A 21936-nucleotide genomic window follows, 5' to 3' on the forward strand; every position below is an offset into this window, starting at 1 on the left:
CTCGCATCGAGGCCGGTCGGTCGACCGGCTCTCCCTCCCGGTCTACTCCCGACGCGCGGCCGCCTCGGGCCGGCGGAGCGGATCCTCGGCCAGCAGAGATAGTTGACAGCAGTCCACCACCGACATATGGTTGTCCGTAGTCAACTACCCGGAGGATCATGTCCCAGCACCGCCCGGCCACCGCGTCACCCGCGAAGGCCCCCCGCCGCACCGTCTCGGCCGACGGATCCATGTCGAAGCGCCAGGTCCTCGAGTCCCTGTCGGGCCTCCTGCTCGGCATGTTCGTGTCGATCCTGGCCGGCACCGTCGTCTCGACCTCGCTGCCGATCATCATCAGCGACCTCAAGGGCGACCAGTCCGGCTACACGTGGGTCGTCACCGCGACGCTCCTCGCCACCACCGTGAGCACGCCGCTCTGGGGCAAGTTCGCCGACCTCTTCAACCGCAAGCTGCTCATCCAGCTCGCGCTCGGCACCTTCGTCCTGGGATCCGCGCTCGCCGGCTTCTCGCAGAACACCGAGACGCTCATCATCTTCCGCGTGCTGCAGGGCCTCGGCGCCGGTGGCCTCGCGGCGCTGAGCCAGATCATCATGGCCGACATCATCAGCCCGCGTGACCGCGGCCGCTACGCCGGCCTGTTCGGCGCCGTCATGGCCGTCGGCACCGTCGGCGGCCCGCTCCTCGGCGGCGTCGTGACGGACGCGTTCGGCTGGCGCTGGAACTTCTTCATCGCCCTGCCCATCGCGATCATCGCGATCATCCTGCTGCAGGTCACCCTCCACCTCCCGGCGCACCCGAAGCGCAAGGTGCACGTCGACTACCTCGGCGCCGTGTTCATCGCGAGCGGCGTCTCGCTCCTGCTCATCTGGGTCTCGCAGGCCGGCAAGCAGTTCGAGTGGGCCTCGACCACGTCGTACCTGATGGCGGGCGGCGCGGTCGTGCTGCTCATCGCCGCGGTCGTCACCGAGCTCAAGGTCTCCGAGCCGATCATCCCGCTCACCATGTTCCGCAACCGCACCTTCACGCTCTCGGTCGTCGCGAGCCTCGCGGTCGGCATCTCGCTGTTCGGCACCTCGGTCTTCCTCGCGCAGTACATGCAGCTGTCGCGCGGCGCCACGCCGACCCAATCGGGCCTCCTGACGATCCCGCTCATGGCGGGCCTGCTCATCTCCTCGACCGTGTTCGGCAACCTGATCAGCCGCCGCGGCAAGTGGAAGACGATCATGATCTCGGGCGCCGTGCTCATCGTCGCCGGCACCGCGCTGCTCTCCACGCTCCGCTACGACACCGACTTCGTGCTCGTCGGCATCTTCATGTTCGTGCTGGGCGCGGGCCTCGGCATGCTCATGCAGAACCTCGTCCTCGTCGTGCAGAACGCCATCGAGGTCAAGAACCTCGGCGTCGCCACCAGCGCGGTCACGTTCTTCCGCAGCCTCGGCGGCACGGTCGGCGTCTCGGTGCTCGGCTCGATCCTCGGCACGATCATCGCGTCGGAGATCACGGCCGGCATCACGAAGCTCGCGCCCGCCGACCAGGCCGCCGCCGCGCAGGCGCTCGGCTCCGGCGTCATCCCGCAGGTCTCGCAGCTCAGCCCCGCGGTCCGCACCGTGGTCGAGAGCGCCTACGGCGTGGGCATCGGCGACGTGTTCCTCTACAGCGTGCCGCTCGCGGTCGTGTCGCTCATCGCCGTGATCTTCCTGCCCAACGCGCAGCTCGGCAGCAAGAACGCCGTGCAGCTGAAGAGCGACACGGCCGCCGCGCCCGACGCACGCCTGGTGCACCGCACCGACGCCGAGGACGCGCTCATCGGCGCATCCGCCGGCGCCGTGGCCCTCACCCCGGCCGGGGAGGCGAACCCCACCGGGTCGATCCGCCTGCCCGAGACCGAGGACGCCGGGGTCGACTCCCGCCGATGAGCGACGACGACCGCTCCCCCGTGGGCGACGCCGCGGGTGACTCCCCCGGCGTCCCCGAGGGGATGCCCGAGGGGATCCCCGACGGCGTCGCCGCGGGCATCGCCGAGGTGGAGGAGCAGATGACCGCCCTCGCCGCGCGCATCCGGGCGACCACCCGGGAGGCGGCGGCCCGGATCCACCCGGAGCTCCCTCCCATCGGCTACAAGATGCTCCGCGTGATCCGCCGCTGTGGCGCGGCCCACGCGAGCGCCGTCGCCGACCAGCTCGGGGTCGACCGCAGCGTGGTCAGCCGCCAGCTCCGCCAGCTCCAGGAGCTGGGGCTCGTGGAGGTCGGCGCCGACGCGCAGGACGGCCGGGTGCGCGTGCTCGCGCTCACGCCGGCCGGGCGCGCGGGGATCGAGGCGGACGACGCCGAGGGCGGCAGCCACCTCATCCGCGGTCTCGGCGGGTGGACGCGCGACGACCTCGACGCGTTCGCCGCCTACCTCGCGCGGCTCAACGCCGTCGCCGGCCCGGACACCGCGATCGACCCGACCCGCTGCGTGCCCGACGACGACGTGGCCGTCCCGGATCCTGGCGCTCCCGTGCACGCGGCCTGAGGCCGGGCGGGACCGCTCAGAGGATCACGACGCGCCGTCGGACGGGGATGCGCTCCCCGACCGGCGGCGCGTCGTCGCGTCCGGGGCGGCATCGGGAGAATCGGCACCCAGCGGAGCCCCGCCGATCGCCGCGTGCAGGGCCTCGAACGCCGGGAGCGCGCGGGCGATGCGATGCCGCTCGTCGGCCGTGAGCCCGCGGAGGGCGCCCACGAGCACACCCTCGGCCGAGCGGTCGAAGGTGCGCAGCAGATCCCGCGCGCGATCCGTGAGGCCCACCTCCGTGCTGCGGCCGTCGCCCTTCGCGAGCCGCCGGTCGACGAGCCCGTCGCGCTCCATGGCGAGGATGAGGTTGCTGACCGTGGAGCGCGCCAGCCCGAGCGCGCGGCCGAGCAGGGTGGGCGTGGCCCAGCCGATCGCCTCGAGGCGGCGGAGCACCTCCACCTGCGCATCGGGCAGGTCGGGCAGGTCGGCCGCGCTCCGCGACGCGTTCATGAGGCGGCGGCGGAAGGGCCCCAGATCCGCGCCGAGCCGCCGCGCGACGATCCGCAGCTCGGCGTCGGTCGGGTCGGAGGGCATGCACCGAGGATACCTAGGAAGATGCGCTTGTGACAAACGCATTCCGGTGTCAGGCTGCCTGCATGACAACGATCACCACGAGCGTCGAGCACCCCGTGCCCGCTCAGGACCTCAGCCCCCTCGTCGGACACCGTCTCATCTACACGTACGCCAACGGCTGGCAGTACGAGATGTACGTGAAGAACGCCATGACCATCGACTACCGCATCCACACCGGGATGGTCGGCGGCCGCTGGGTCAAGGACCAGACGGTCGACCTCGTCGCCCTCGCCGACGGCGTCTTCAAGGTGTCATGGAACGAGCCCACCGGCACCAGCGTCGTCGTCAACATCATCCCGGCCGCGCGCGTGCTGCACGGCACGATCTTCTTCCCGCGCTGGGTGGAGGAGGACGGATCCAAGACCGTGCTCTTCCAGAACGACCACCTCGACCAGATGCGCGCGCACCGCGACGCCGGGCCCACGTACCCGATCTACGTCGTGCCGGAGTTCGCGCACATCACCCTCGACGAGTTCGTGGGCGCCGACGACGAGACCGTCGTCGACACGGCGCCCGGCGACCTCCCGGCCGGCTTCGCCGACCGGCGCAACTAGTGGGCGGGGCCGCCGCGGCCCGGGTCGCCCCGCTCGCGCTCGAGCACGGCGGGCGGATCCTCCGCGGCTGGTAGCACGGCACCGTGCGCCCCGGCGCTCCCGCCGCGCTCCTCGTGCACGGCTTCCGCGACTCGGGCACCGGCGGCCACGGCCTCTGGGTGCCCGTCGCCCGGGCGCTGGCGGCGTCCGGCACGGCGGCGCGCGCCTACGACCGGCTCGGCCACGGCGTGAGCGACGGCGACTTCGCCGACGTGCGCCTGCTCGACGAGGTCGACCAGGTGACCGCGATGATCCGCGCGCTCGCGCGGGACGCGGGCGGGCCCGTGCACGTGGTCGCGCACAGCCTCGGCGGCGTCGAGTCGGCGCTGGCCGCGGCGCGCGTCCCGGAGCTCGTCGCGAGCCTCACGCTCTGGTCGCCCGCCGGCGTCGTGGTGGACGACATCACGCGGCACGGGCGCGTGATGAGCGTGCCGCTCGCCGCGTCCCGCGAGCGCGGCGTCGTCGACGTCGCCGGCATGGGCCTCGGGCTGGGCTTCCCGGACGAGGTGCTCGCGGGCGTCGACGTCTACGGGCCGGTCGCGGGGTACCCGGGCCCGGTCGACGTGGTGCACGGCACGGCCGACCAGGTCGTGCCGGTCGCCTACGGCGCGCGCTACGGCGACCTGATGCCGGGCGCGACCTTCACGGCGGTGGAGGGCGCTGACCACGGCTGGTCGTCGGTGGAGCTGCGCCGGATGCTCATCGAGCGGCTGCTCGCGCACGTCGCGCGGGCGTCGCGCGGGCGGCTAGGCGACCGGAGCCCGGCGCCCGGCGCCCGGCGCCCGGCGGGCAGGATGGGGGCGTGCTCGCCGACCTCGCCCTCCCCGTCCCCCTCGCCGACGGGGTGATCCTCCGCCGCGCGGACGCCGCCGACCTCGCGACGCTCATGGAGCTGCTCGCCGACGACCCCGTGAGCGCCTCACGCGGCGACCGGGCGGATCCGGGTGACGCCGACCTCTACCGCGACGCGCTCGCGCGCATCCTCGCCGACCCGGCGAACGACCTCCTCGTGGCGGAGGATGCGGGCGGCGCGGTCGTCGGCACGCTGCAGCTCACGGTGATCCCCGGCATGGCCCGGCGCGGCAGCTCCCGCCTCCAGGTGGAGGCCGTGCGCGTGCGGAGCGACCTGCGCTCGGCCGGCATCGGCGGGGCCATGATGCGCTGGGTCGCCGACGCCGCCGCGCCCGCCCTCGGCACGCCCCTCGTGCAGCTCACCTCCGACGCCGCGCGCGTCGACGCCCACCGCTTCTACGAGCGGCTCGGGTACGCGCGCTCGCACGTGGGATTCAAGCTGCGGATCCCCGAGGCGTAGCGGCGCGGATCAGCCGAGCGCCTTCTCCATCGCCTCGAGCACCGCGCGCGCCGCCGTGGGCCCCGTGTTGAGGTAGAACACGTCGTCGTCCACGAAGGTCACCGCGTCGTCCTCCACCGCCTGCAGCGTCGGCCACAGCGGCAGGCCCGTGAGCGCGGTCTCGTCGCCGCCCTGGACGCCCGCGAACACGTGGTCGCCCTCGGCCAGGTCGATCTGCTCCTGGCTGATGTCGCGCGAGGTCTGGTCGGTGAAGTCCTGCGCCTTCGGGCGCGGGAGGCCCGCGTCCTCGGCCACGGATCCGGCGAAGGACGCGACGCCGAAGACCCGGATGCGGTCGGCGGACGAGCGGAGGAACGAGACGGACGGACGCTCGGCGAGGCCTGCGCCGAACGCCGCGGCGTCGGACTGGTACGCGTCGAGCCACGAGGAGGCCTGCTGGGTGCGGCCGACGGCGTCGGCGAGGAGCAGGAGGTCCTGCTTCCAGTAGAGGCCGGTGCCCTGCGTCGCGACCGTGGGCGCGATGGCGGAGAGGCTCGCGTACAGCGAGGCGGCGTCCTTGCCCGTGACGTTCATGAGGATCAGGTCGGGCTTCGCCGCCGCGACGCTCTCGACGTCGGGCGAGACGCGGTCGCCGAGCGGGGCCACGGCGGCGAGGGCGTCGGCATCCTCCGGGAACGCGCGGGTGAGGTAGTCGGGGATGACGGCCGCACCGTCCGCCGCGGTGGACGCGACGGGGACGATCCCGAGGGTGAGCAGGGAGTCGGCCTGGCCGGTGGAGATGACGGCGACGCGCTGGGGCGCCGCCGGGATGGTGGTCGTGCCCGCGAAGTGCACGACGGTGCGCGGGAAGACGCCGTCGGGCTGGCCGCTGCCCTTGCCGTCGGGCATGGTGCGCGGGGTCGTGTAGCCGGTGGCGGCGGGATCGGCGGAGGCGCCGGTGCCCGCGGCGCCAGCATCGGCGCCGCCGCCGGTGGAGGAGGCGGGCGCGACGCACGCGCTGAGCGCGACGAGCACGGTGGCGGCGAGCGCGACGCCGGCGAGGCCGCGGCGGGTGGGACGGCGGTCGGGTCGATTCTCGGGGTGGGGAGGGGATGCGATGATCACCGAGGCAGCTTAGGGTAGCCTTACCCGGCCATGCCACCCACCCGATCCGCGCCCGTCGCCGCCAGCGCGGTCGTGGCCCTCCTCGCGCTCGTCGCGCTCGTCGCGCTGAGCCTCGCGACCGGGTCCCGCGAGATCGCCCTCGACTCCGTGTGGCGCGCGATCCTCCATCCGGGCGACGGCAGCCGCGACGCGATCATCGTGTGGCAGCTGCGGGCGCCGCGCACGCTCCTCGCCGTGGCGGTCGGCGTGCTGCTCGCGGTCGCGGGCGTCGTGATGCAGGCCATGACGCGCAACCCGCTCGCGGAGCCCGGTCTCCTCGGCGTCAACGCGGGCGCCTCGCTCGCCGTGGTGCTCAGCGTCGCGTTCCTCGGCGTCGGCTCGGCCGCCGGCACCGGCTCGGCCGCCGGGTACGCGGGGCCCGCGTTCGTCGGCGCCGCCCTCGCCGCGGTGGTCGTGGTGCTCGTCGGCATGCGGGCGGGGCCGCGCGCGGATCCCACGCGCCTGCTCCTCGCCGGCACCGCGCTCACCGCGAGCCTCGCCTCCGTCACCGGCGTCGTCACCCTCTCGGATCCGCGCACCTTCGGCGACTACCGCTCCTGGGTGGTGGGATCCGTGGCCTCGCGCGACCCCGCCGACCTCGTCTGGCTCCTCCCGCTCACCGCCGTGGTGGTCGTCGGCGCGCTGCTGCTCGTGCGCCCGCTCGCGGTGCTCGCGCTCGGCGACGACACCGCGACCGCGCTCGGCAGCTCCGTCGGGCGGGTGCGGCTCGCGGGCTTCGCCCTCGTGACGCTCGCGTGCGGCGCCGCGACGGCGGTCGCCGGTCCGATCTCGTTCGTGGGGCTCGTCGTGCCGCACGCCGTGCGCCTGGTCGTCGGGCGCCGCGAGCGACCGGTGCTGCTCGGATCCGTCGCCGCCGGGCCCCTGCTCGTGCTGGGCGCCGACGTCCTCGGCCGGATCGTGGCGCGGCCCGGCGAGCTCGAGGCCGGGATCGTCACGGCGTTCGTCGGCGCGCCCGTGCTGCTCGCGCTCGTGCTCCGGCGGACGGGCGCGCGGTGAGGCCCCGCATCCCGCGGCGCGACCGCGTCGTGCTCGGGATACTCGTGCTCGCGATCCTCGGCGCCGCCGCCGTCGGCCTCGGCACGGGCGCCTACCCGCTGTCGCCGGCGCAGGCGCTCGACGCCCTGCTCGGCGGCGGCGACGCGCAGGCCCGCTTCATCGTCGCCGACCAGCGGCTGCCGCGCGTGCTGTGCGCGATCGCGGTCGGGGCGGCGCTCGGGCTGAGCGGGATGGTGTTCCAGAGCGTGTCGCGCAACCCGCTCGGCAGCCCGGACGTCATCGGGTTCAGCACGGGCGCGGCCACCGGCGGGCTCGTCGCGATCCTGGTGACGGGATCCACGGCCGCCGCCCCCTCCTCCGCCGGCTCCATCGCGCTCGGCACGGTCGTCGGCGGCTTCGCGACCGCGTTCGCCGTGCACCTGATGAGCTCCCGCACGGCCACCACGGGCGAGCGGCTCGTCCTGGTGGGCATCGCGGTGGGCGCGATGCTCGCGTCGGTCAACGACTTCCTCATCACCCGCAGCGACCTCGAGCTCGCGCAGGCCGCCGCGACCTGGCGCTTCGGCACGCTCAACGGGATCACGTGGCCCCAGGTCGCGCCCGCCGTCGCGGTGCTGGCGGTGCTCGTGCCGCTCGCCTTCCTCGGCGAGCACCCGCTGCGCATGCTCGAGATGGGCGACGACACCGCCCGCGCGCTCGGCCTCGACGTGGGCAGGTGGCGCACCATGCTGCTGGCTGCCGGGGTCGCGCTGGCCGCGGTCGGCGTCGCGGCCGTGGGCCCGGTCGGGTTCGTCGCGCTCGCCGCGCCGCACCTCGCCCGCCGCCAGATGCCCGGGAGCCGCGGCCGGATGCTCCCCGCGCTCGTGGTCGGGGCGCTGCTGCTGAGCGTCGCCGACCTCGTGGCCGGGCGCCTGCTCAGCCCGTTCCAGATCCCGGTCGGGCTCGCCACCTCCGCGCTCGGCGGCCTCTACCTGCTGTGGCTGCTCGCGTCGCCGGACACGTCCCGGCGGGCGGCCTCCGGCGGCTGATCCGCGCGCGCCGCCCCGTCCTCAGTCCTCGACGCGCACGCGGAAGTGCCGCGCGAAGACCGGGCCGAGCGCCATGAGCTGGGTGGAGTCGAGCACCGCGCCCCCGGAGGCCGTGTCCATCGCGCCGGCCCAGAGCGACCCCGCTCAGGACCCGGAGGGGAAGGATTGGGCGCGCGCTCACCGGCCTCGCCCGCGAGCCGCTCCTCAGATCGACTGCAGCGAACTGGACGGCTTTCGGATATGATAAATCATGCCTAGAGGCGCTTTGGGCATGATTTGATGAGGTAAGAGATGGTCAAGCGATCTGTTCCCCTACGCCCTCACATCCAAGATTCCCTCAAAGTGTGGGGCCAGCTCATCCGACGCGGCCGCCTCGAGCAGGGATGGACCGCGAAGGATCTCGCAGCCCGAGCAAACGTCTCGGAGCAGACGGTGCTGTCGGCAGAGGCCGGCAATCGTGGCACAGCCGTGGGCACCATGACGGACCTGGCGGACCTCGTCGGGGTCCCCATATTCGGGATCGACGATCGGGCCGAGTTGGCGATCCGCCGTCAGAGGGGTGAGGAGCTGCTCGCGCTTCTCCCCCAGCGAGTACGCCAGCCGAAGAGCGGACGCACCGACGATGACTTCTGACCAGTTGTACGTCTGGACCTGGCTAGCCGGCCACCGAGAGCCGGTGGTCGCTGGCCGCTTGGACCGAGTCGGTTCTCGCCACACCTTCACGTACGGGCTGCGGTACCGCTCTCGGCCGGACAGCATCAGCCTGTACGGCCCCGAGCTCCCCCTCCGGCCCGGGACGCAGGAACCCGCAGCAGGTCTCAGCATCGCGGGGGCGCTGCGAGACGCAAGCCCCGATCGGTGGGGTCGCGGCGTCATCGAGCGCCGGAGAGGTGCTGCGCCGAACTCGCTGACCGAGATGGAGTACATGCTGGGTTCGGGGTCGAATCGCTTCGGAGCCCTGGATTTCCAGGTCGACCGGGATGCGTACGTGCCCCGTGACGATCCGGCCTCACTCGACGAGTTGCAGGCGGCGGCCGACATCCTGGATCGAGGGGACGAGCTGCCTCCCGATCTCGATGCGGCGTTGATCCACGGAACCAGCCTGGGAGGAGCGCGACCCAAGGCCACGCTCACCGACGAGAGCGGCACCCAATGGCTCGCCAAGTTCGCGTCGTCAGACGATCGCACCTTCTCCGTGGTGAACGCGGAAGGGGCAATGCTCGAACTCGCACGCCGGGCAGGCCTGGATGTCCCGGACAGCCGGATCGTCACCTCGTTTGGCAAGGAGGTACTGCTCGTCCGGCGCTTCGATCGGGACGCCGACGGCGGGCGACGCCACGTCGTCTCCGGACTCACCATCGCCCAGACAGACGAGATGCTCGCCCACTACGTCACCTATCCGCAGATTCTCGACGTACTGCGCCTGCATGCCGAGGACGCGACCCAGCCCGGGCCGGCGCTCTTCCAGAGGATCGCGATGAACATCGCGATCAGCAACAACGACGACCATGCACGCAATCACGCTGCATTCTGGGACGGTCGTCACCTGCGCCTCACCCCGGCCTACGACCTCGCCCCCGGCCAGCGATCAGGAGACACGTTCACGCAGGCGATGGCTTACGGCCGGGGGGATCCCGGAGCGCGGGCATCCAACTTCGCCGTGCTAGTCCAGGAATCAGAGACGTACGGGCTGCGTGCTGCACAGGCGCGCGATGTCATCGATCATCTCGTCGCGAGCATCCAGGACAACTGGGACGACGCTGCTGAGGTGGCCCGCTTGAGCGCCTCGGACAAGCAGACGCTCCGCGCCAAGCAGATCCTCCCGCGAGCTGCTTTCTTCGACTACGCGCCGCGGACGATCTAGCCGCAGTCCGGGCGGCCATGTTGACAGAGCCACCCTCCTTTCGGACAGGTAGGTAGGCGCCCGCTCAGTCCTCGACGCGCACGCGGAAGTGCCGCGCGAAGACCGGGCCGAGCGCCATGAGCTGGGTGGAGTCGAGCACGGCGCCGCGGAGGCCGTCGGGGGTGTCGAGGTCCATGATCTCGGCGCCGCGGAGGTCCAGGTGCGTGAGCGACGAGTCGGCGAGGTCGAGCGTGCCGATGGTGGTGCGGGCGAACGCGATGCGCATGCCGGCGGTGCCGCGGAGGTCCAGCTCCTCGATGGCGCAGTCGGTGATGAGCAGGTCGGCGATCTTGGAGCCGCGCAGGTTCACGAAGCCGAGCCGGCAGTCGGCGATGTGCACGGAGGAGAGCGTGGCGTCGTAGAGCTCGGCGGATCCCACGCGCGAGCCCTCGAGGCGCACGTCGCGCATGCGCATCCGCGGCGCCTTCAGCACGGGCGCGTCGAGTCGCGAGGCGAGCACGTCCACGAGGCTCGCGGCGGTGAGGTCGGCCTCGTGCAGGCGGATCCGCTCGAGGGCGCACTCCTCGAACCCGATGTCGACGAGGTCGGCGTCCGACAGGTCGGCGTCGGCGAACCGGAGCCGCTCGAAGGTCGCGTGCGCGTCGAGGTCCGACGGGTCGCCGTCGGCGAGCCCGTCGAGCCGCGGGTCGCTGATCCGGGGCGGGAGGATGCGGGGGGATGCGGCCATGCGGAGCCTCCGGGAGCGGGTCGGTGCGGATGCGGGTCGGTGCGGATGCGGCCGCCTCGCCGGGCGGCGCTCCCACGGTACGGGAGACCCCCGCGCTCCGGCCGCGGCCCGAACTGGGTACGGCGCCGGTGGGCGAGCGCGCGATAGGACTGGGGGCAGGCCGCACGGACGCGGCCGGATCCAGGAGAGTCATGTCATCTGCACGTCGTCGGGCCGTCGTCGGCCTCCTCTCGTTGGCGCTCGTCGCCTCCGCCCAGGTGGGGATCGCCTCCGGCGCATCCGCCGCCGAAGCGCCCACCCCCGCCGCGTCCGCGGCCCCCGACGCATCACGCGGATCCGCCCCCGTCGCCGCGAAGGCCGCCGCCTTCACGACGTCGCCGCGTCCCACCATCACCGGCACCGCGCAGGTCGGCTCGCCGCTCACCGCGGTCACCGGCACGTGGACCCCCGCGCCCGACTCCTTCTCCTACCGCTGGTGGCGCGACGGGGTGGCGATCTCGGGCGCGACCGACGCCCGCTACGTGCCGGTCGCCGCCGACCAGGGGAAGAGGATCACCGTCACGGTCACCGCGACGAAGAGCGGCTACACGTCGCTCGCCCGCTCGAGCGGCCCGACCGCGGCCGTGACGGCCGCCCCCGCCGCCCTGCCGTTCACCGCGGCGCCCGTCCCGACCATCACGGGCACCGCGACCATCGGCAGCCCGCTGACCGCCGTCCCGGGCACCTGGAGCCCGTCGCCGCGCTTCGCCTACCAGTGGTTCGTCGGCGACAAGCCGATCACCAATGCCACGACGTCCACCTACACGCCGACCTACTCCGACCTCGGTCGCGCCCTGTCGGTGTCGGTCGCGGGGTACCGCGACGGCTACGCGACCACCGTGCGCATGAGCGCGCCGACGCCGTCCACCGTCGGCCGCGGCACGCTCACCACGGCCGTCCCCACCATCACCGGATCGGCCGTCGTCGGCACCGCGCTGCGCGCCATGCCGAACGCCTGGAGCCCCGACCCGACCTTCGAGTTCCGCTGGTTCGCCGACGACGAGGCGATCTCCAACGCCACGGGCGCCTACTACACGCCCGTCGCCGCGGACATCGGCAAGCGCATCACCGTCACGGTCACCGGCAGCGCGGTCGGCTACAACCCCGCCGCCCGGACGAGCGCCCGCACGGCCGCGGTCGTCGCCGCCACCACCCCGCCGCCCGTGCCGGCGACCGGCACGATCGTCGGCCGCGTCTACCTCGACTCCGTCGCCCCCGGCAACCTGATCTCCTCCGGCGAGGTCACCCCGTTCCGCGTCGGAGCGGCCGAGGCCACCTCATCGCCCATCGTCGACGGCGCCTTCCGCGCCGAGGGACTCCTGCCGGGTGACTACCGGCTGGCCGTGGACGTGACGGTCGGCGGGCAGCGCCTGTACCAGTACTACGGCGAGGCGGACGGCGTCACGGACGGCCGCACCTTCACCGTGCAGGCCGACGGCACCGTGCGGCTCGACGTCGTGCTCAAGCGCTACGCGACCATCAGCGGCACCGCGACCCTGGCCGACGGCAGCCCGGCGGTCGGATCCCAGGTCGAGGTCTTCCGGGTGCACGGAGGCGAGGTCTCCGGCGCGACCACGGATGCGGCCGGTCGCTTCCTCGCCGACGGGCTGACCCCCGGCCAGTACGAGGTGCACTTCACCGCCCCGTTCACGAACCCGGACGGCGTCATCGGCGAGTGGTACAGCGACACCGACGACCGCAACGCGGCCACGCGCTTCACGGTGGGCTGGGGCCAGGCCGTGACGGGCGTCGACCCGACGCTGGACGCCGGGTCCCGGCTCTCCGGGCTCGTCCGCGCACCCGACGGATCGCCCTACGCGCGCGCGAGCGTCTACGTCGTCCCCGAGGCGGCGGCCCTGCTGGGCGCCGACCCGCGGACGGTGGGCGGCGCGTCGACCGACGCGAACGGCCGGTTCCGCATCACCGGGATCCTGCCCGGCCGGTACTACGTGTTCGTCGCGGCCGACCGCTCCGAGGCTCCCTCGTACGCATCCCAGTGGCTGGGCGGCAGCGGATCGCTCGCCTCGGCGACGGTCTACACCGCGACGCGCCGCGCCGACCTCCCCTCCGTCGACGCGCGCTTCGTCGTGACCTCCTCGGTGACCGCCTCGATCTCGGGGACGCCGGCGGCCGGGTGGTCCGACTACGCCCAGGTCACCCTGTTCCAGGGCGGCACCGCGAAGAGGACCGCGTTCGTCTTCCCGGGGAGCGACGAGTTCCTCGACTCCGTGCCCGCCGGCACCTACCGCGTGCAGGTGACGTACTTCCGCGACTACGTGCCGTCGTCCCGATGGTGGGACGGCGGGACCGGCGCCGACCGCTCCGAGCTGGTCGTGCCCGCGGGGAAGGACGTGCCCCTCGCGATCCGCTCCGCCCCGGCGGTCGCCCCGACGGGCGCGTCGACGGGCGCGCCGCAGGTCCGCTAGCCGGGACCGCACGGCCGCCGACGCCGCCACGACCGCACCCGGTCGTGGCGGCGTCGCGGCGTCGGGGGCAAGTCCGCCGCGCCCCCGTTCCGCGCGACACGTCGACAGCCGACCTCCCCGCGCGGTAGGCATGCAGCGGGCACCGCAGTCGGCGGCGCCGGACCGGGGGATCCATGCACGCACCACGTCGACGCGCTCTGATCGGGCTGCTGTCGCTCTCGCTCGTCCTGTCCGCGCAGGCCGGCATCGCGGGATCCGCCACCGCGGCCGATGCGCGGACCAGCGCCAGCACCACCGCGAGCGCGACCCGCGTCACGCCCGCCTTCACCGCGTCGCCGAAGCCGACCATCGCCGGCACCCTGCGCGTCGGCTCCACGCTCACCGCGGTCACCGGCGACTGGACCCCGAAGCCCACGACCTTCGGCTACCGCTGGTGGCGCGACGGCGTGGCCATCGCGGGCGCCACCGGTTCCACGCTGAAGCTGACCGCCGCGGACGCCGGCGCGCGCATCGACCTGACCGTCACGGCGCGCCGGGGCGGGTACGCATCCCTCGCGCGATCGAGCGGGCCGACCGCCGCCATCGCGCCCGCCACCACGACGCCCACGCCGCCCGCCCCCACTCCCGAGCCCACGACCCCGACGCCGGACCCGACCCCGGCACCGACCGCGGACCCCACGCCCGACCCCACACCCCCGGTCGCCACGACCCCCTTCACCGAGGCCTCCGACCCGGTCATCACCGGCGACGTGCAGGTCGGCCGCCCGCTGCGCGCCGTCGCCGGCGTGTGGACCCCGCGCCCGACCGCCTTCGCCTACGCCTGGTACGTGGACGGCGTCGCCGTCGCGGGCGCGACGTCCATCTCCTACACGCCCGTCGACGCGGACGCCGGGAAGCGGATCACCGCGACGGTCACCGGCAGCGCCCCCGGCATCACGCCCGCCACCCGCACCAGCGCGGCGACGCCCCCGGTCGCGGCCGCGGGCGTCGACCTCCCCGAGCAGCCGTCGACCGGGAAGGTGGTCGGGAACATCTACCTCGACTCCGTGGATCCGGCCAACCTCGTGTCCTCCGGCGAGATCTACCTGGAGCCGGCGCCCCAGGAGTTCAGCGACGGCCTCGTCTCCGGCGTCGTCGGCGGCGCGTTCGCCTTCTCGGGCGTGCGCCCCGGCGAGTACCGGCTCCATGCCTTCTTCAACATCGGCGGCAAGTACCTCTACCAGTACTACGGGCAGACGAACGACGTGAAGCGGGCGCAGACCTTCGCGGTGCAGGCCGACGGCACCGTGCGCGTGGACGTCGTCCTGAAGCGGTACGCCACCATCCAGGGCACGGTCACGACGACGGGCGGGGTCCCCGCGAAGGGACTCTCCGTCGGCGGCTATCGCACGTACGACGGCCAGCTCATCGACTCCACGACGACGGACGCGCAGGGTAGGTACACCCTCTCGAGCGCGGAGCCCGGCGACTACCTGATCCAGGTCGGCACTCCCGGCGGCGACTCCCGCGGCATCATCGGCGAGTGGTACTCGGACGCGTACGACAGGGCGAGCGCGACGCCCGTCACGGTCACGCAGTGGGGCACGGCGCTCACCGGGATCGACGTGGAGCTGTCCCGCGGGGCGAGCGCGAAGGGCCAGATCTACCGATCGGACGGGGTGGGCACCCCCGCGGCGTCCGTGCGCTTCGTCCCCGTGGCCGCGGCCGTGGACGGCGTGGCCCCGACGACCGGCCTCGTCGCGTTCGTCGACCAGTACGGCCGCTTCAGCATCAACGGCATCACGCCCGGCGAGTACGTCGTGTACGTCACCGCGGCGGGCGAGACGCCGCGGCAGCTCCCGCGATGGGCGGGAGGCGACGGCAGCCTCGCCACCGCGACGCGCTACACGGCGCAGCTCGACACGCAGCTGCCGGCGATCTACGTGCAGCTCGCGCAGGATCCGACCGCGCGCTCGTCCGCGTCCCGCCTGGCGCCCGCCGCGCGCTGACCGCGCCGTCCCCGTCCGATCCCGGGGACGGCCTAGGCGTTGTCGTCCCCCGTGTCGATCGCCGTCTGCCGCGACGGATCCGCGAACGGCAGCCCCTCCGCGCCCGACACGTCGGCCATGTCCTCGCCGTGCTGGCGCGTGTGCACGCGGTGCGCGATGCGCTCGTCGTCCATGCGCTGCGAGAGGCCCGCGTAGGTGGTCTCGAGGTGCGGCACGCGGCGGATCACGTCCATCACGAGCCGGAACCGGTCGAGGTCGTTGAGCATCAGCATGTCGAACGGCGTGGTCGTCCCGCCCTGCTCCACGAACCCGCGCACGTGCATGTTCTCGTGGTTGTGCCGCTTGTACGTGAGGCGGTGGATGAGCGACGGGTAGCCGTGGAACGCGAACACCACGGGCTTGTCGCGCGTGAACAGGGCGTCGAAGGATCCGTCGTCGAGACCGTGCGGGTGCTGCGTCGAGTCCTGGAGTCGCATGAGGTCGACCACGTTGACGAAGCGCACGCGCAGCTGCGGGATCTCCCGCTTGAGGATCTGCACCGCCGCCATCGCCTCCACGGTCGGGATGTCGCCCGCGCACGCGACCACCACGTCGGGCTCGAGCCCCGCCACCTCGGTGCCCGCCCACTCCCACACGCCCACGCCGCGCGCGCCGTGCGCCCGCGCCTCCTCGAGCGAGAGCAGGCTCGCGGTCGGCTGCTTGCCGGCGATCACGACGTTGATGAGGTCCGTGCCGCGGAGGCAGTGGTCCATCGTCACGAGCAGCGAGTTCGCGTCGAACGGCAGGTAGACGCGCACGATCTCGGCGCGCTTGTTCACGACGTGGTCGAGGAAGCCGGGGTCCTGGTGCGAGAACCCGTTGTGGTCCTGCCGCCACACGTGCGACGACAGCAGGTACGTGAACGACGCGACCGGCCGCCGCCACTCCACCTTCGCGCTCGACTCGAGCCACTTCGCGTACTGGTTGAACATCGAGTCGACGACGTGGATGAACGCCTCGTAGGAGGTGAAGAGCCCGTGCCGCCCGGTGAGCAGGTACGCCTCGAGCAGCCCCTGCGTGATGTTCTCGTTGAGGATCTCGATGACCCGGCCCTCGTGCGCCAGGTGCTCGTCCACCTGCAGCACCTCGCCCTGCCAGGCCTTGGCGGTGACCTCGTACACGTCGTCGAGGCGGTTGCTGGCGGTCTCGTCGGGGCCGAAGATCCGGAAGTCGAGCGGGTTGCGGGCGATCACGTCGCGCAGCCAGCCGCCCAGCACCCGGGTCGGCTCGGCGATGACGCCGCGGCCGTCGCTCAGGTCGATCGCGTTCACCTCCAGCGGCGGCAGCCGGAGGTCGCGCCGCAGCAGGCCGCCGTTCGCGTGCGGGTTGGCGCTCATCCGCCGGTCGCCCTCGGGGCGGTTCGGCTGGAGCGCGGGCGTCAGGCGCCCGTCGCGGTCGAAGAGCTCGTGCGGGCGGTAGCTCTCGAGCCACTCCTGCAGCTGGCGGAGGTGGTCCGGGTCGTCGCGGACGCCGGCGAGCGGCACCTGGTGCGCGCGCCACGTGCCCTCGACCTGCTTGCCGTCGACCTCCTTCGGACCCGTCCAGCCCTTGGGCGTGCGGAGGATGAGCATCGGCCATGCCGGGCGCTCCTCGCTGCCGCCCGTGCGGGCCGCGAGCTGGATCCGGCTGATGTCGTCGAGGGCCTCCGCGAGCGCCAGCGCGAACCGCTCGTGCACGGCGAAGACGTCCTCGCCGTCGAAGCCGCCCGAGACGATCCGCGGGGAGTAGCCGTAACCGGTGAAGAGCGCCAGCAGCTCCTCCTCCGGGATGCGCGCGAGCACGGTGGGGTTCGCGATCTTCCAGCCGTTGAGGTTGAGGATCGGCAGCACCGCGCCGTCCGACTCCGGGTCGAGGAACTTGTTCAGGTGCCAGCTGGAGGCGAGCGTCGCGGTCTCCGCCTCGCCGTCGCCGATGACGCAGGAGACCACGAGGTCGGGGTTGTCGAGCGCCGCGCCGAACGCGTGCACGAGCGAGTAGCCGAGCTCGCCGCCCTCGTTGATGGATCCGGGCGTCTCCGGCGCCGCGTGCGACGGCACGCCTCCGGGGAACGAGAACTGGCGGAACAGGTGCCGGAGCCCGTCGCGGTCGGGCGTCGCGGCCGAGAACAGCTCCGAGTACGTGCCGTCGAGGTACGCGTTCGCGACCATGCCCGGGCCGCCGTGGCCGGGGCCGGCGATGTAGATCATGTCGAGGTCGCGCTCGATGATCGCGCGATTGAGGTGCGCGTAGACGAAGTTGAGCAGCGGGGTCGTGCCCCAGTGCCCGAGCAGGCGCGGCTTGATGTCGTCGCGCGTGAGCGGGCGCTCGAGCAGGGGGTCGTCGAGCAGGTAGATCTGGCCGACGGAGAGGTAGTTGGCGGCGCGCCACCAGCCGTCGACGACATCGAGGTAGAGGGGCGCGGAGGGGTCTCGGGGTGCGGTGTCGGAGGCCATGCATCAGCCTACGGCGGAGGGTTCGCGGGTGTCCGGGGGTCGCGCGATCCGGTCAGTCAGCGCACAGGGGCGGCGCCTCCGCGGGTGTCCCTCAGCGCGCCCACCACGGAGGCGATCTCGCCCTGCGCCTGGGACCGCGGGTCGCCGTCCGTCGGCGCGACGGGCTCGGGCGACGCGGGCGACTCCACCGAGGTGCGCTCGCCCTCCACGACGGCCGGCGTGGGGTCGGGACCGCCACCGACGTCCACGACCGACGTGCAGCCCGCGAGCAGGGCCGCGCGGGTGCCGGTCACCCCACGCAGACCGACTCGGCGGAGAGGCTGAGGCCCTCGGCGGTGCCGCGGATGCTCGCCGAGGCGACCCCGTCGGCGCGGCCGTCGCCCGCGGTCCAGTAGTCCCGGCCCATCGCGTGGCCGCCGGGCACGAATCCGGCGTCCGTCCACGACCTGGTGATCGCGTCGAACGGGACCTGCGGGTCGTCCATCACGGTGAAGACCGGGATGAGCACGCTGCCGGTGGCCTGCGTCCCCGCGGAGCCGTCCTCGCACTGCGTCGCGACCGTGGTCACGTCGGCGGGCACGCCCGCGGTGGCGGCCGCGGCCTCGAGGAAGGCGCGCACCCCCGCCTCCTGCGCGGCGACGTCGACGAGGACGGGAGGCGGCGCGGGCGACGGCGGGGCGGTCGGGGTCGCGGACGGGGGCGGATCCGGGAGGTCGTCGGGCGCGGGAGACCCGAGCGGCAGGCCGAGCCAGCCCGTGATCTCCGCCTCCGCGTCCGCGTCCGCGGAGTACGGGACGCGGACGAGGAAGACCACCCGCGGCGCCGTGCCCGCATCCGCGGCCTCGTCGGGCGTCGCGGAGAGCACGGCGGCCACGCCCGCGGGATCCTCGGTCTCGACCGAGATGATGCCGCGCACCTGCGCGGACCCCAGCGAGGCGGAGACCTCCGTGACGTCGGGCCGGGCATCGAGCCGGTCCACCAGTCCGAGGACGGCGGGGGAGGGTGCGATCGCCGAGACGTCGACGCTCGTCGTGCCGCGCCGGACCGTCACCGCGCCGTCGGCGATGGCCGGCCGGAGGAGGTCCGCCTCCGCGACGAACGTCGGGCCCTCCTGGAGCTCGACGGAGCGGACGCCGCTCCCGAGGCGCACCGACGCGACGCCGGGGATCCGCCGCCACACCTCCCCGAGGTCGACGGACGCCGGGTCCCGCGCATCGAGCGTCACGGAGGCGGTCCCGTCTCCGGCCGGGAGCGCGAGCGACAGGACGAGCTCCGCCTGCGTCACCCCGTCGCCCAGGGCGTCCCGCACGGCGGCGGCGACGGCGGGATCGGGGGTGTCCGCGGTCGCGTCGACCTGCGCTGTCCACCCTTCCACGGCGAACCCGTGACCCCTCGGGCTCAGACCGGTCGTCACGTCCGCGATCCCGTCCACCGCGGCGAGCCGCACGCGCATCGCCTCCAAGGAGGTGACGGCGGACTCGGGCGGCTGCGGCAGCCACGAGCACCCGCTCAGCGCGGTGGCGAGGATCACGACCGCCGCGAGCGCGGACGCCGCCCGTCGCCGCGTCCGCATCCCCATCCGCATCCCCATCCCCTCACGCTACGGAGCCGGCGGGACGGAGGCGTCCCTCGGAGGGATCACCGGCCTGCCCCTCGCGGATGGTGCGCGGCGTGTGGATCGCGTGCCCTGAGGAGCATCCGCGCGATCCGCGCAAGCGCGGACGAGGTCGCCTACCGTGCTCGACGATCCGGTCGGGCCGTCCGCACGGACGCCCACCCGGACGTGGCCCCGGGTCCGATCAGCGAGTTGGCGGCCTACTGCGGCTGATCCGCCTCCGCCTGCGCGGTCGCGCCGCGCCGCAGCGAGACGACGGCGTACGCCAGGTGCAGCGCCACGGTCCCCCACGCGCCGGCCACGGAGAGCCCGGGCGCGAGCGTCGCGATGAGCACGCCCCCGACGACCATGGGCACGCCCAGCCCGAGGTAGGAGCGCATCCCGTAGAGGAAGACGAAGGGGAGGTAGTGGGCGCCCACGATCACCATGACCGCCGGGAAGAAGAGCCACGGGTCCACGGCCGCGAGCACGAGGGCGACGAGCATCCCGAACGGCACCTGCATCGCGGTCTGGAAGGCGAGCCCCGCCATAGGGTGGCCCTTCGGGAGCCCGGCCGGTCCGCCGAGGAGCCGGAGGCCCAGGGTGGTGAAGGGGAAGATCAGCATGCCGCCGAGGAAGAGGACGTAGGGGGCGACGGAGGCGGATCCGGCCGTCGCGACCACGGCGGAGGCGGACCACACGAGGGCCGTCGCGACCTCCCCCACCGCTCCGTGCCGGTAGACCCGGCGGACGTCCTGCTGGGCGATGGCGATGTCCATGCGCCCACCCTGTCAGCGCGGGCGCGGGGTCGCGGGCGGCGCGGCCGCCCCACACCGGGGGGGGGGCGCGGGGCGGCGGCGCCGCGCCCGCCACGCATCGGATCCGTCACGATCGCCTGCTGCAGCACCCGCGCGGTCCGATCCGCCCCAGGATGGCGGCATGGCGGACTCCGACGACGGCAGCAGACGGCAGCGCCCGCGCCGGGCCGATGCGGCGCACCGCCGGCGCTCGCGCATCGTCGCCGCCGCGGTCGCGGGGCTGCTGGTCGCGTCGCTCTCCGCGTGCTCGACGCCGCCCTCGGGCGACGCTCCGCCGGAGGGCGGACGCTGCGTGCCCATCCTGGCGGTGGAGCCGCAGGATCCGTCGCCGGGCGACGTCATCACCGTGACCTTCCCCGGCGTGTGCGCGGTGGTCGTCCCGCCGGAGGGTCTGCGGATCAGCGCGGTCCCCGTCGACGACCGCTCCGCCACCGTGCGGGCCACCGTCCCCGCGGACGCGGAGGAGCCCCTCCGCGCGGAGATCCGGCTCCCCGACGACTTCCCCACGGGCAGTGCGAGCGTCGGCCTCGACGACTACCCCGCCCCCGCCTGCCCGGCCGACGCGAGCTGCGCGGCGCCCGTCACCGCGTTCTCGGTCGTCCCGGGCTAGTCCCCGCACGCCGACGGCGCCGCCCCCAGCGGGAGACGGCGCCGCGTGCATCGACGGACCCGGATCACGCCGTCTTCGTCGGCCCGTAGAACGCCTCGATGTCGGCGAGCTCGCGCTCGGCCGTCTCCTGGATGAGGGCCATCAGGTCCTTGTCGAGGCCAGGCGCGAACTCCTCGAGCCGCTCGGGCGCGATGGTCGACGGGACGCCGACGGGCGCCTGCTCGGTCGCGGTGAGGTCGGTGCCGTCCTTCGAGGGCGACGCGCCCTGGAAGATCCGGCCGGCCTCGCTCTTGCCGTCGAGGTCGAAGCTGTACTGCGTGCTCTGGAGCCCCAGGTCCACCAGCTTCTTGACCTCGGGGAACTGCTCCGCGTTGGTCTTCGGGATCGGCAGGAGCGTGCCCCAGTCGACGTCGAGCGTCTCGAGCGCCTTCGCGTACGCGTTCTCGTGCGCCTGGTCGCGGACGATGAGGTACGCGACGGTCGCGCGGGCGACGGGGTTGTCGGTCATCTCGTAGATGCGGCACTTCTGCAGGCGGCCGGTCGACTCGAGCATGACGTTGTAGAGCAGGTCGAGCGGCAGGTTGCCGGAGTTGTAGACGTAGCTGCCGCTCCACGGGTTGCCCGCCGAGTCGACGGGCAGCGCGCCCTGGGCGCCCACGAGGTGGTGGTGGATGTTGCCGTGGTCGAGCGCGATGCTCAGCGGCGTCGCGCCGCCCCTGCCCGGGGGGTCGAGCGGGTCGGTCAGCTTGCCGCTGTACTCGGGCGCGCCGTCGAGCAGACGGGAGATGGTCGTGCCGATGAGCTCGACGTGGCTGATCTCCTCGGTGCCGATGCCCTGGATGAGGTCGCGGTACGGCTTCGCCGCGGCGCCGCGGAAGTTCATCGCCTGGAAGAGGTACTGCATCATCGTGCGCATCTCGCCGAACTGGCCGCCGAGGCCCTCCTGCAGCGCGTTGGCGGCGGCGGGGTCGGGCTCGCCGTCGGCGATCTCGTTGATCCAGGTCTGTGCGTGGAAGTACATAGGTGCTCCTATTTCTTCATGCGGCGAAACCGCCGCGCCTCCACCGTGCTCCGGGCGCCGAGCGGCGTGTGGGATCCACGGGGGGCTTGCCAGGAGGGCGCGCACGAGGTAGGCGACGCCCGCGGACGGAGCGGCAGGATGGAGGCGTGCGGCCC

The 21936-nt window shown here is 73.7% G+C and carries 20 protein-coding genes; 12 read left to right on the top strand and 8 right to left on the bottom strand.

Going from position 1 to position 21936, the window contains the following annotated elements; genetic code table 11:
• Positions 1 to 158: 158 nt before the first annotated feature.
• Together ITJ44_RS10060 and ITJ44_RS10065 are read left to right on the top strand one after the other, a co-directional pair.
• Entirely contained in the window at positions 159 to 1916 is a 1758-nt protein-coding gene (locus tag ITJ44_RS10060) for a DHA2 family efflux MFS transporter permease subunit (RefSeq protein ID WP_228494968.1), read from the top strand.
• On the top strand, positions 1913 to 2515 hold the full coding sequence (locus ITJ44_RS10065; protein ID WP_228494969.1) for a MarR family winged helix-turn-helix transcriptional regulator: 603 nt from the start codon (positions 1913 to 1915) through the stop codon (positions 2513 to 2515). Before ITJ44_RS10060 ends, ITJ44_RS10065 begins: the two co-directional genes overlap by 4 nt.
• Positions 2516 to 2539: 24 nt before the next feature.
• Here ITJ44_RS10065 and ITJ44_RS10070 read toward each other — a convergent pair whose 3' ends face one another.
• Complete coding sequence (locus ITJ44_RS10070; RefSeq protein ID WP_194635123.1) at positions 2540 to 3091, bottom strand: MarR family winged helix-turn-helix transcriptional regulator; 552 nt, start codon at positions 3089 to 3091, stop codon at positions 2540 to 2542.
• Between the two features lie 62 nt (positions 3092 to 3153).
• On the opposite strand from ITJ44_RS10070, the gene ITJ44_RS10075 reads away from it, so the two are divergent.
• From ITJ44_RS10075 to ITJ44_RS10085, 3 genes are all read left to right on the top strand, one after another.
• Positions 3154 to 3684 carry a phenolic acid decarboxylase gene (locus ITJ44_RS10075; protein WP_194635125.1) on the top strand — a complete coding sequence of 177 codons (531 nt, stop codon included), beginning with the start codon at positions 3154 to 3156 and terminating at the stop codon, positions 3682 to 3684.
• 83 nt (positions 3685 to 3767) lie between these two features.
• Complete coding sequence (locus tag ITJ44_RS10080; RefSeq protein ID WP_370551668.1) at positions 3768 to 4571, top strand: alpha/beta hydrolase; 804 nt, start codon at positions 3768 to 3770, stop codon at positions 4569 to 4571.
• Positions 4526 to 5035: a GNAT family N-acetyltransferase gene (locus ITJ44_RS10085; RefSeq protein WP_194635127.1), complete on the top strand. Its 510-nt coding sequence runs from the start codon at positions 4526 to 4528 to the stop codon at positions 5033 to 5035. The genes ITJ44_RS10080 and ITJ44_RS10085 overlap by 46 nt, the downstream gene beginning before the upstream one ends.
• 9 nt (positions 5036 to 5044) lie before the next feature.
• Here ITJ44_RS10085 and ITJ44_RS10090 read toward each other — a convergent pair whose 3' ends face one another.
• Positions 5045 to 6139, bottom strand: a complete 1095-nt coding sequence (locus ITJ44_RS10090; protein ID WP_194635129.1) for an ABC transporter substrate-binding protein — start codon at positions 6137 to 6139, stop codon at positions 5045 to 5047.
• A 30-nt stretch (positions 6140 to 6169) separates the two neighbouring features.
• Here ITJ44_RS10090 and ITJ44_RS10095 point away from each other — a divergent pair, with 30 nt between their 5' ends.
• The 4 genes from ITJ44_RS10095 to ITJ44_RS10115 all read left to right on the top strand — a co-directional run bounded on the left by ITJ44_RS10095 (position 6170) and on the right by ITJ44_RS10115 (position 10087).
• Positions 6170 to 7195, top strand: a complete 1026-nt coding sequence (locus tag ITJ44_RS10095; protein WP_194635131.1) for an iron ABC transporter permease — start codon at positions 6170 to 6172, stop codon at positions 7193 to 7195.
• Positions 7192 to 8223, top strand: a complete 1032-nt coding sequence (locus ITJ44_RS10100) for an iron chelate uptake ABC transporter family permease subunit (protein ID WP_194635133.1) — start codon at positions 7192 to 7194, stop codon at positions 8221 to 8223. Before ITJ44_RS10095 ends, ITJ44_RS10100 begins: the two co-directional genes overlap by 4 nt.
• A gap of 342 nt (positions 8224 to 8565) precedes the next feature.
• Positions 8566 to 8856, top strand: coding sequence for a helix-turn-helix transcriptional regulator (locus ITJ44_RS10110; RefSeq protein ID WP_370551669.1), 291 nt, complete (start codon positions 8566 to 8568; stop codon positions 8854 to 8856).
• Positions 8857 to 9139: 283 nt separating this feature from the next.
• Positions 9140 to 10087 (top strand): type II toxin-antitoxin system HipA family toxin, encoded by a 948-nt coding sequence (locus ITJ44_RS10115; protein WP_370551670.1) that lies wholly within the window; start codon positions 9140 to 9142, stop codon positions 10085 to 10087.
• A 64-nt stretch (positions 10088 to 10151) separates the two neighbouring features.
• On the opposite strand, the gene ITJ44_RS10120 is transcribed toward ITJ44_RS10115, so the two are convergent.
• Entirely contained in the window at positions 10152 to 10814 is a 663-nt protein-coding gene (locus tag ITJ44_RS10120) for a pentapeptide repeat-containing protein (protein WP_194635139.1), read from the bottom strand.
• A 191-nt stretch (positions 10815 to 11005) separates the two neighbouring features.
• Between ITJ44_RS10120 and ITJ44_RS10125 the strand changes: the two genes are divergently transcribed.
• Together ITJ44_RS10125 and ITJ44_RS10130 are read left to right on the top strand one after the other, a co-directional pair.
• Positions 11006 to 13279 carry a carboxypeptidase regulatory-like domain-containing protein gene (locus tag ITJ44_RS10125; protein WP_194635141.1) on the top strand — a complete coding sequence of 758 codons (2274 nt, stop codon included), beginning with the start codon at positions 11006 to 11008 and terminating at the stop codon, positions 13277 to 13279.
• 173 nt (positions 13280 to 13452) lie between these two features.
• Positions 13453 to 15267, top strand: coding sequence for a carboxypeptidase regulatory-like domain-containing protein (locus tag ITJ44_RS10130; protein WP_194635142.1), 1815 nt, complete (start codon positions 13453 to 13455; stop codon positions 15265 to 15267).
• Between the two features lie 32 nt (positions 15268 to 15299).
• Here ITJ44_RS10130 and ITJ44_RS10135 read toward each other — a convergent pair whose 3' ends face one another.
• The 4 genes from ITJ44_RS10135 to ITJ44_RS10150 form a co-directional block, all read right to left on the bottom strand.
• Entirely contained in the window at positions 15300 to 17738 is a 2439-nt protein-coding gene (locus ITJ44_RS10135) for a phosphoketolase (protein WP_194635144.1), read from the bottom strand.
• A gap of 56 nt (positions 17739 to 17794) precedes the next feature.
• Entirely contained in the window at positions 17795 to 18031 is a 237-nt protein-coding gene (locus ITJ44_RS10140; protein WP_194635146.1) for a hypothetical protein, read from the bottom strand.
• On the bottom strand, positions 18028 to 19329 hold the full coding sequence (locus ITJ44_RS10145) for a hypothetical protein (RefSeq protein ID WP_194635148.1): 1302 nt from the start codon (positions 19327 to 19329) through the stop codon (positions 18028 to 18030). Before ITJ44_RS10145 ends, ITJ44_RS10140 begins: the two co-directional genes overlap by 4 nt.
• A gap of 224 nt (positions 19330 to 19553) precedes the next feature.
• The gene (locus tag ITJ44_RS10150) at positions 19554 to 20111 is read right to left on the bottom strand and encodes a hypothetical protein (protein WP_194635150.1); all 558 of its coding nucleotides are present in this window, start codon (positions 20109 to 20111) and stop codon (positions 19554 to 19556) included.
• 160 nt (positions 20112 to 20271) lie between these two features.
• Here ITJ44_RS10150 and ITJ44_RS10155 point away from each other — a divergent pair, with 160 nt between their 5' ends.
• A complete protein-coding gene (locus ITJ44_RS10155) occupies positions 20272 to 20760 on the top strand; it encodes a hypothetical protein (RefSeq protein ID WP_194635152.1) in 489 nt (162 codons plus the stop codon).
• A 64-nt stretch (positions 20761 to 20824) separates the two neighbouring features.
• Here ITJ44_RS10155 and ITJ44_RS10160 read toward each other — a convergent pair whose 3' ends face one another.
• Positions 20825 to 21781, bottom strand: a complete 957-nt coding sequence (locus tag ITJ44_RS10160) for a manganese catalase family protein (RefSeq protein ID WP_194635154.1) — start codon at positions 21779 to 21781, stop codon at positions 20825 to 20827.
• Between the last annotated feature and the right edge of the window lie 155 nt (positions 21782 to 21936).

It is taken from the genome of Clavibacter sp. VKM Ac-2873 (assembly GCF_015351075.1).
GTDB lineage: Bacteria > Actinomycetota > Actinomycetes > Actinomycetales > Microbacteriaceae > Clavibacter.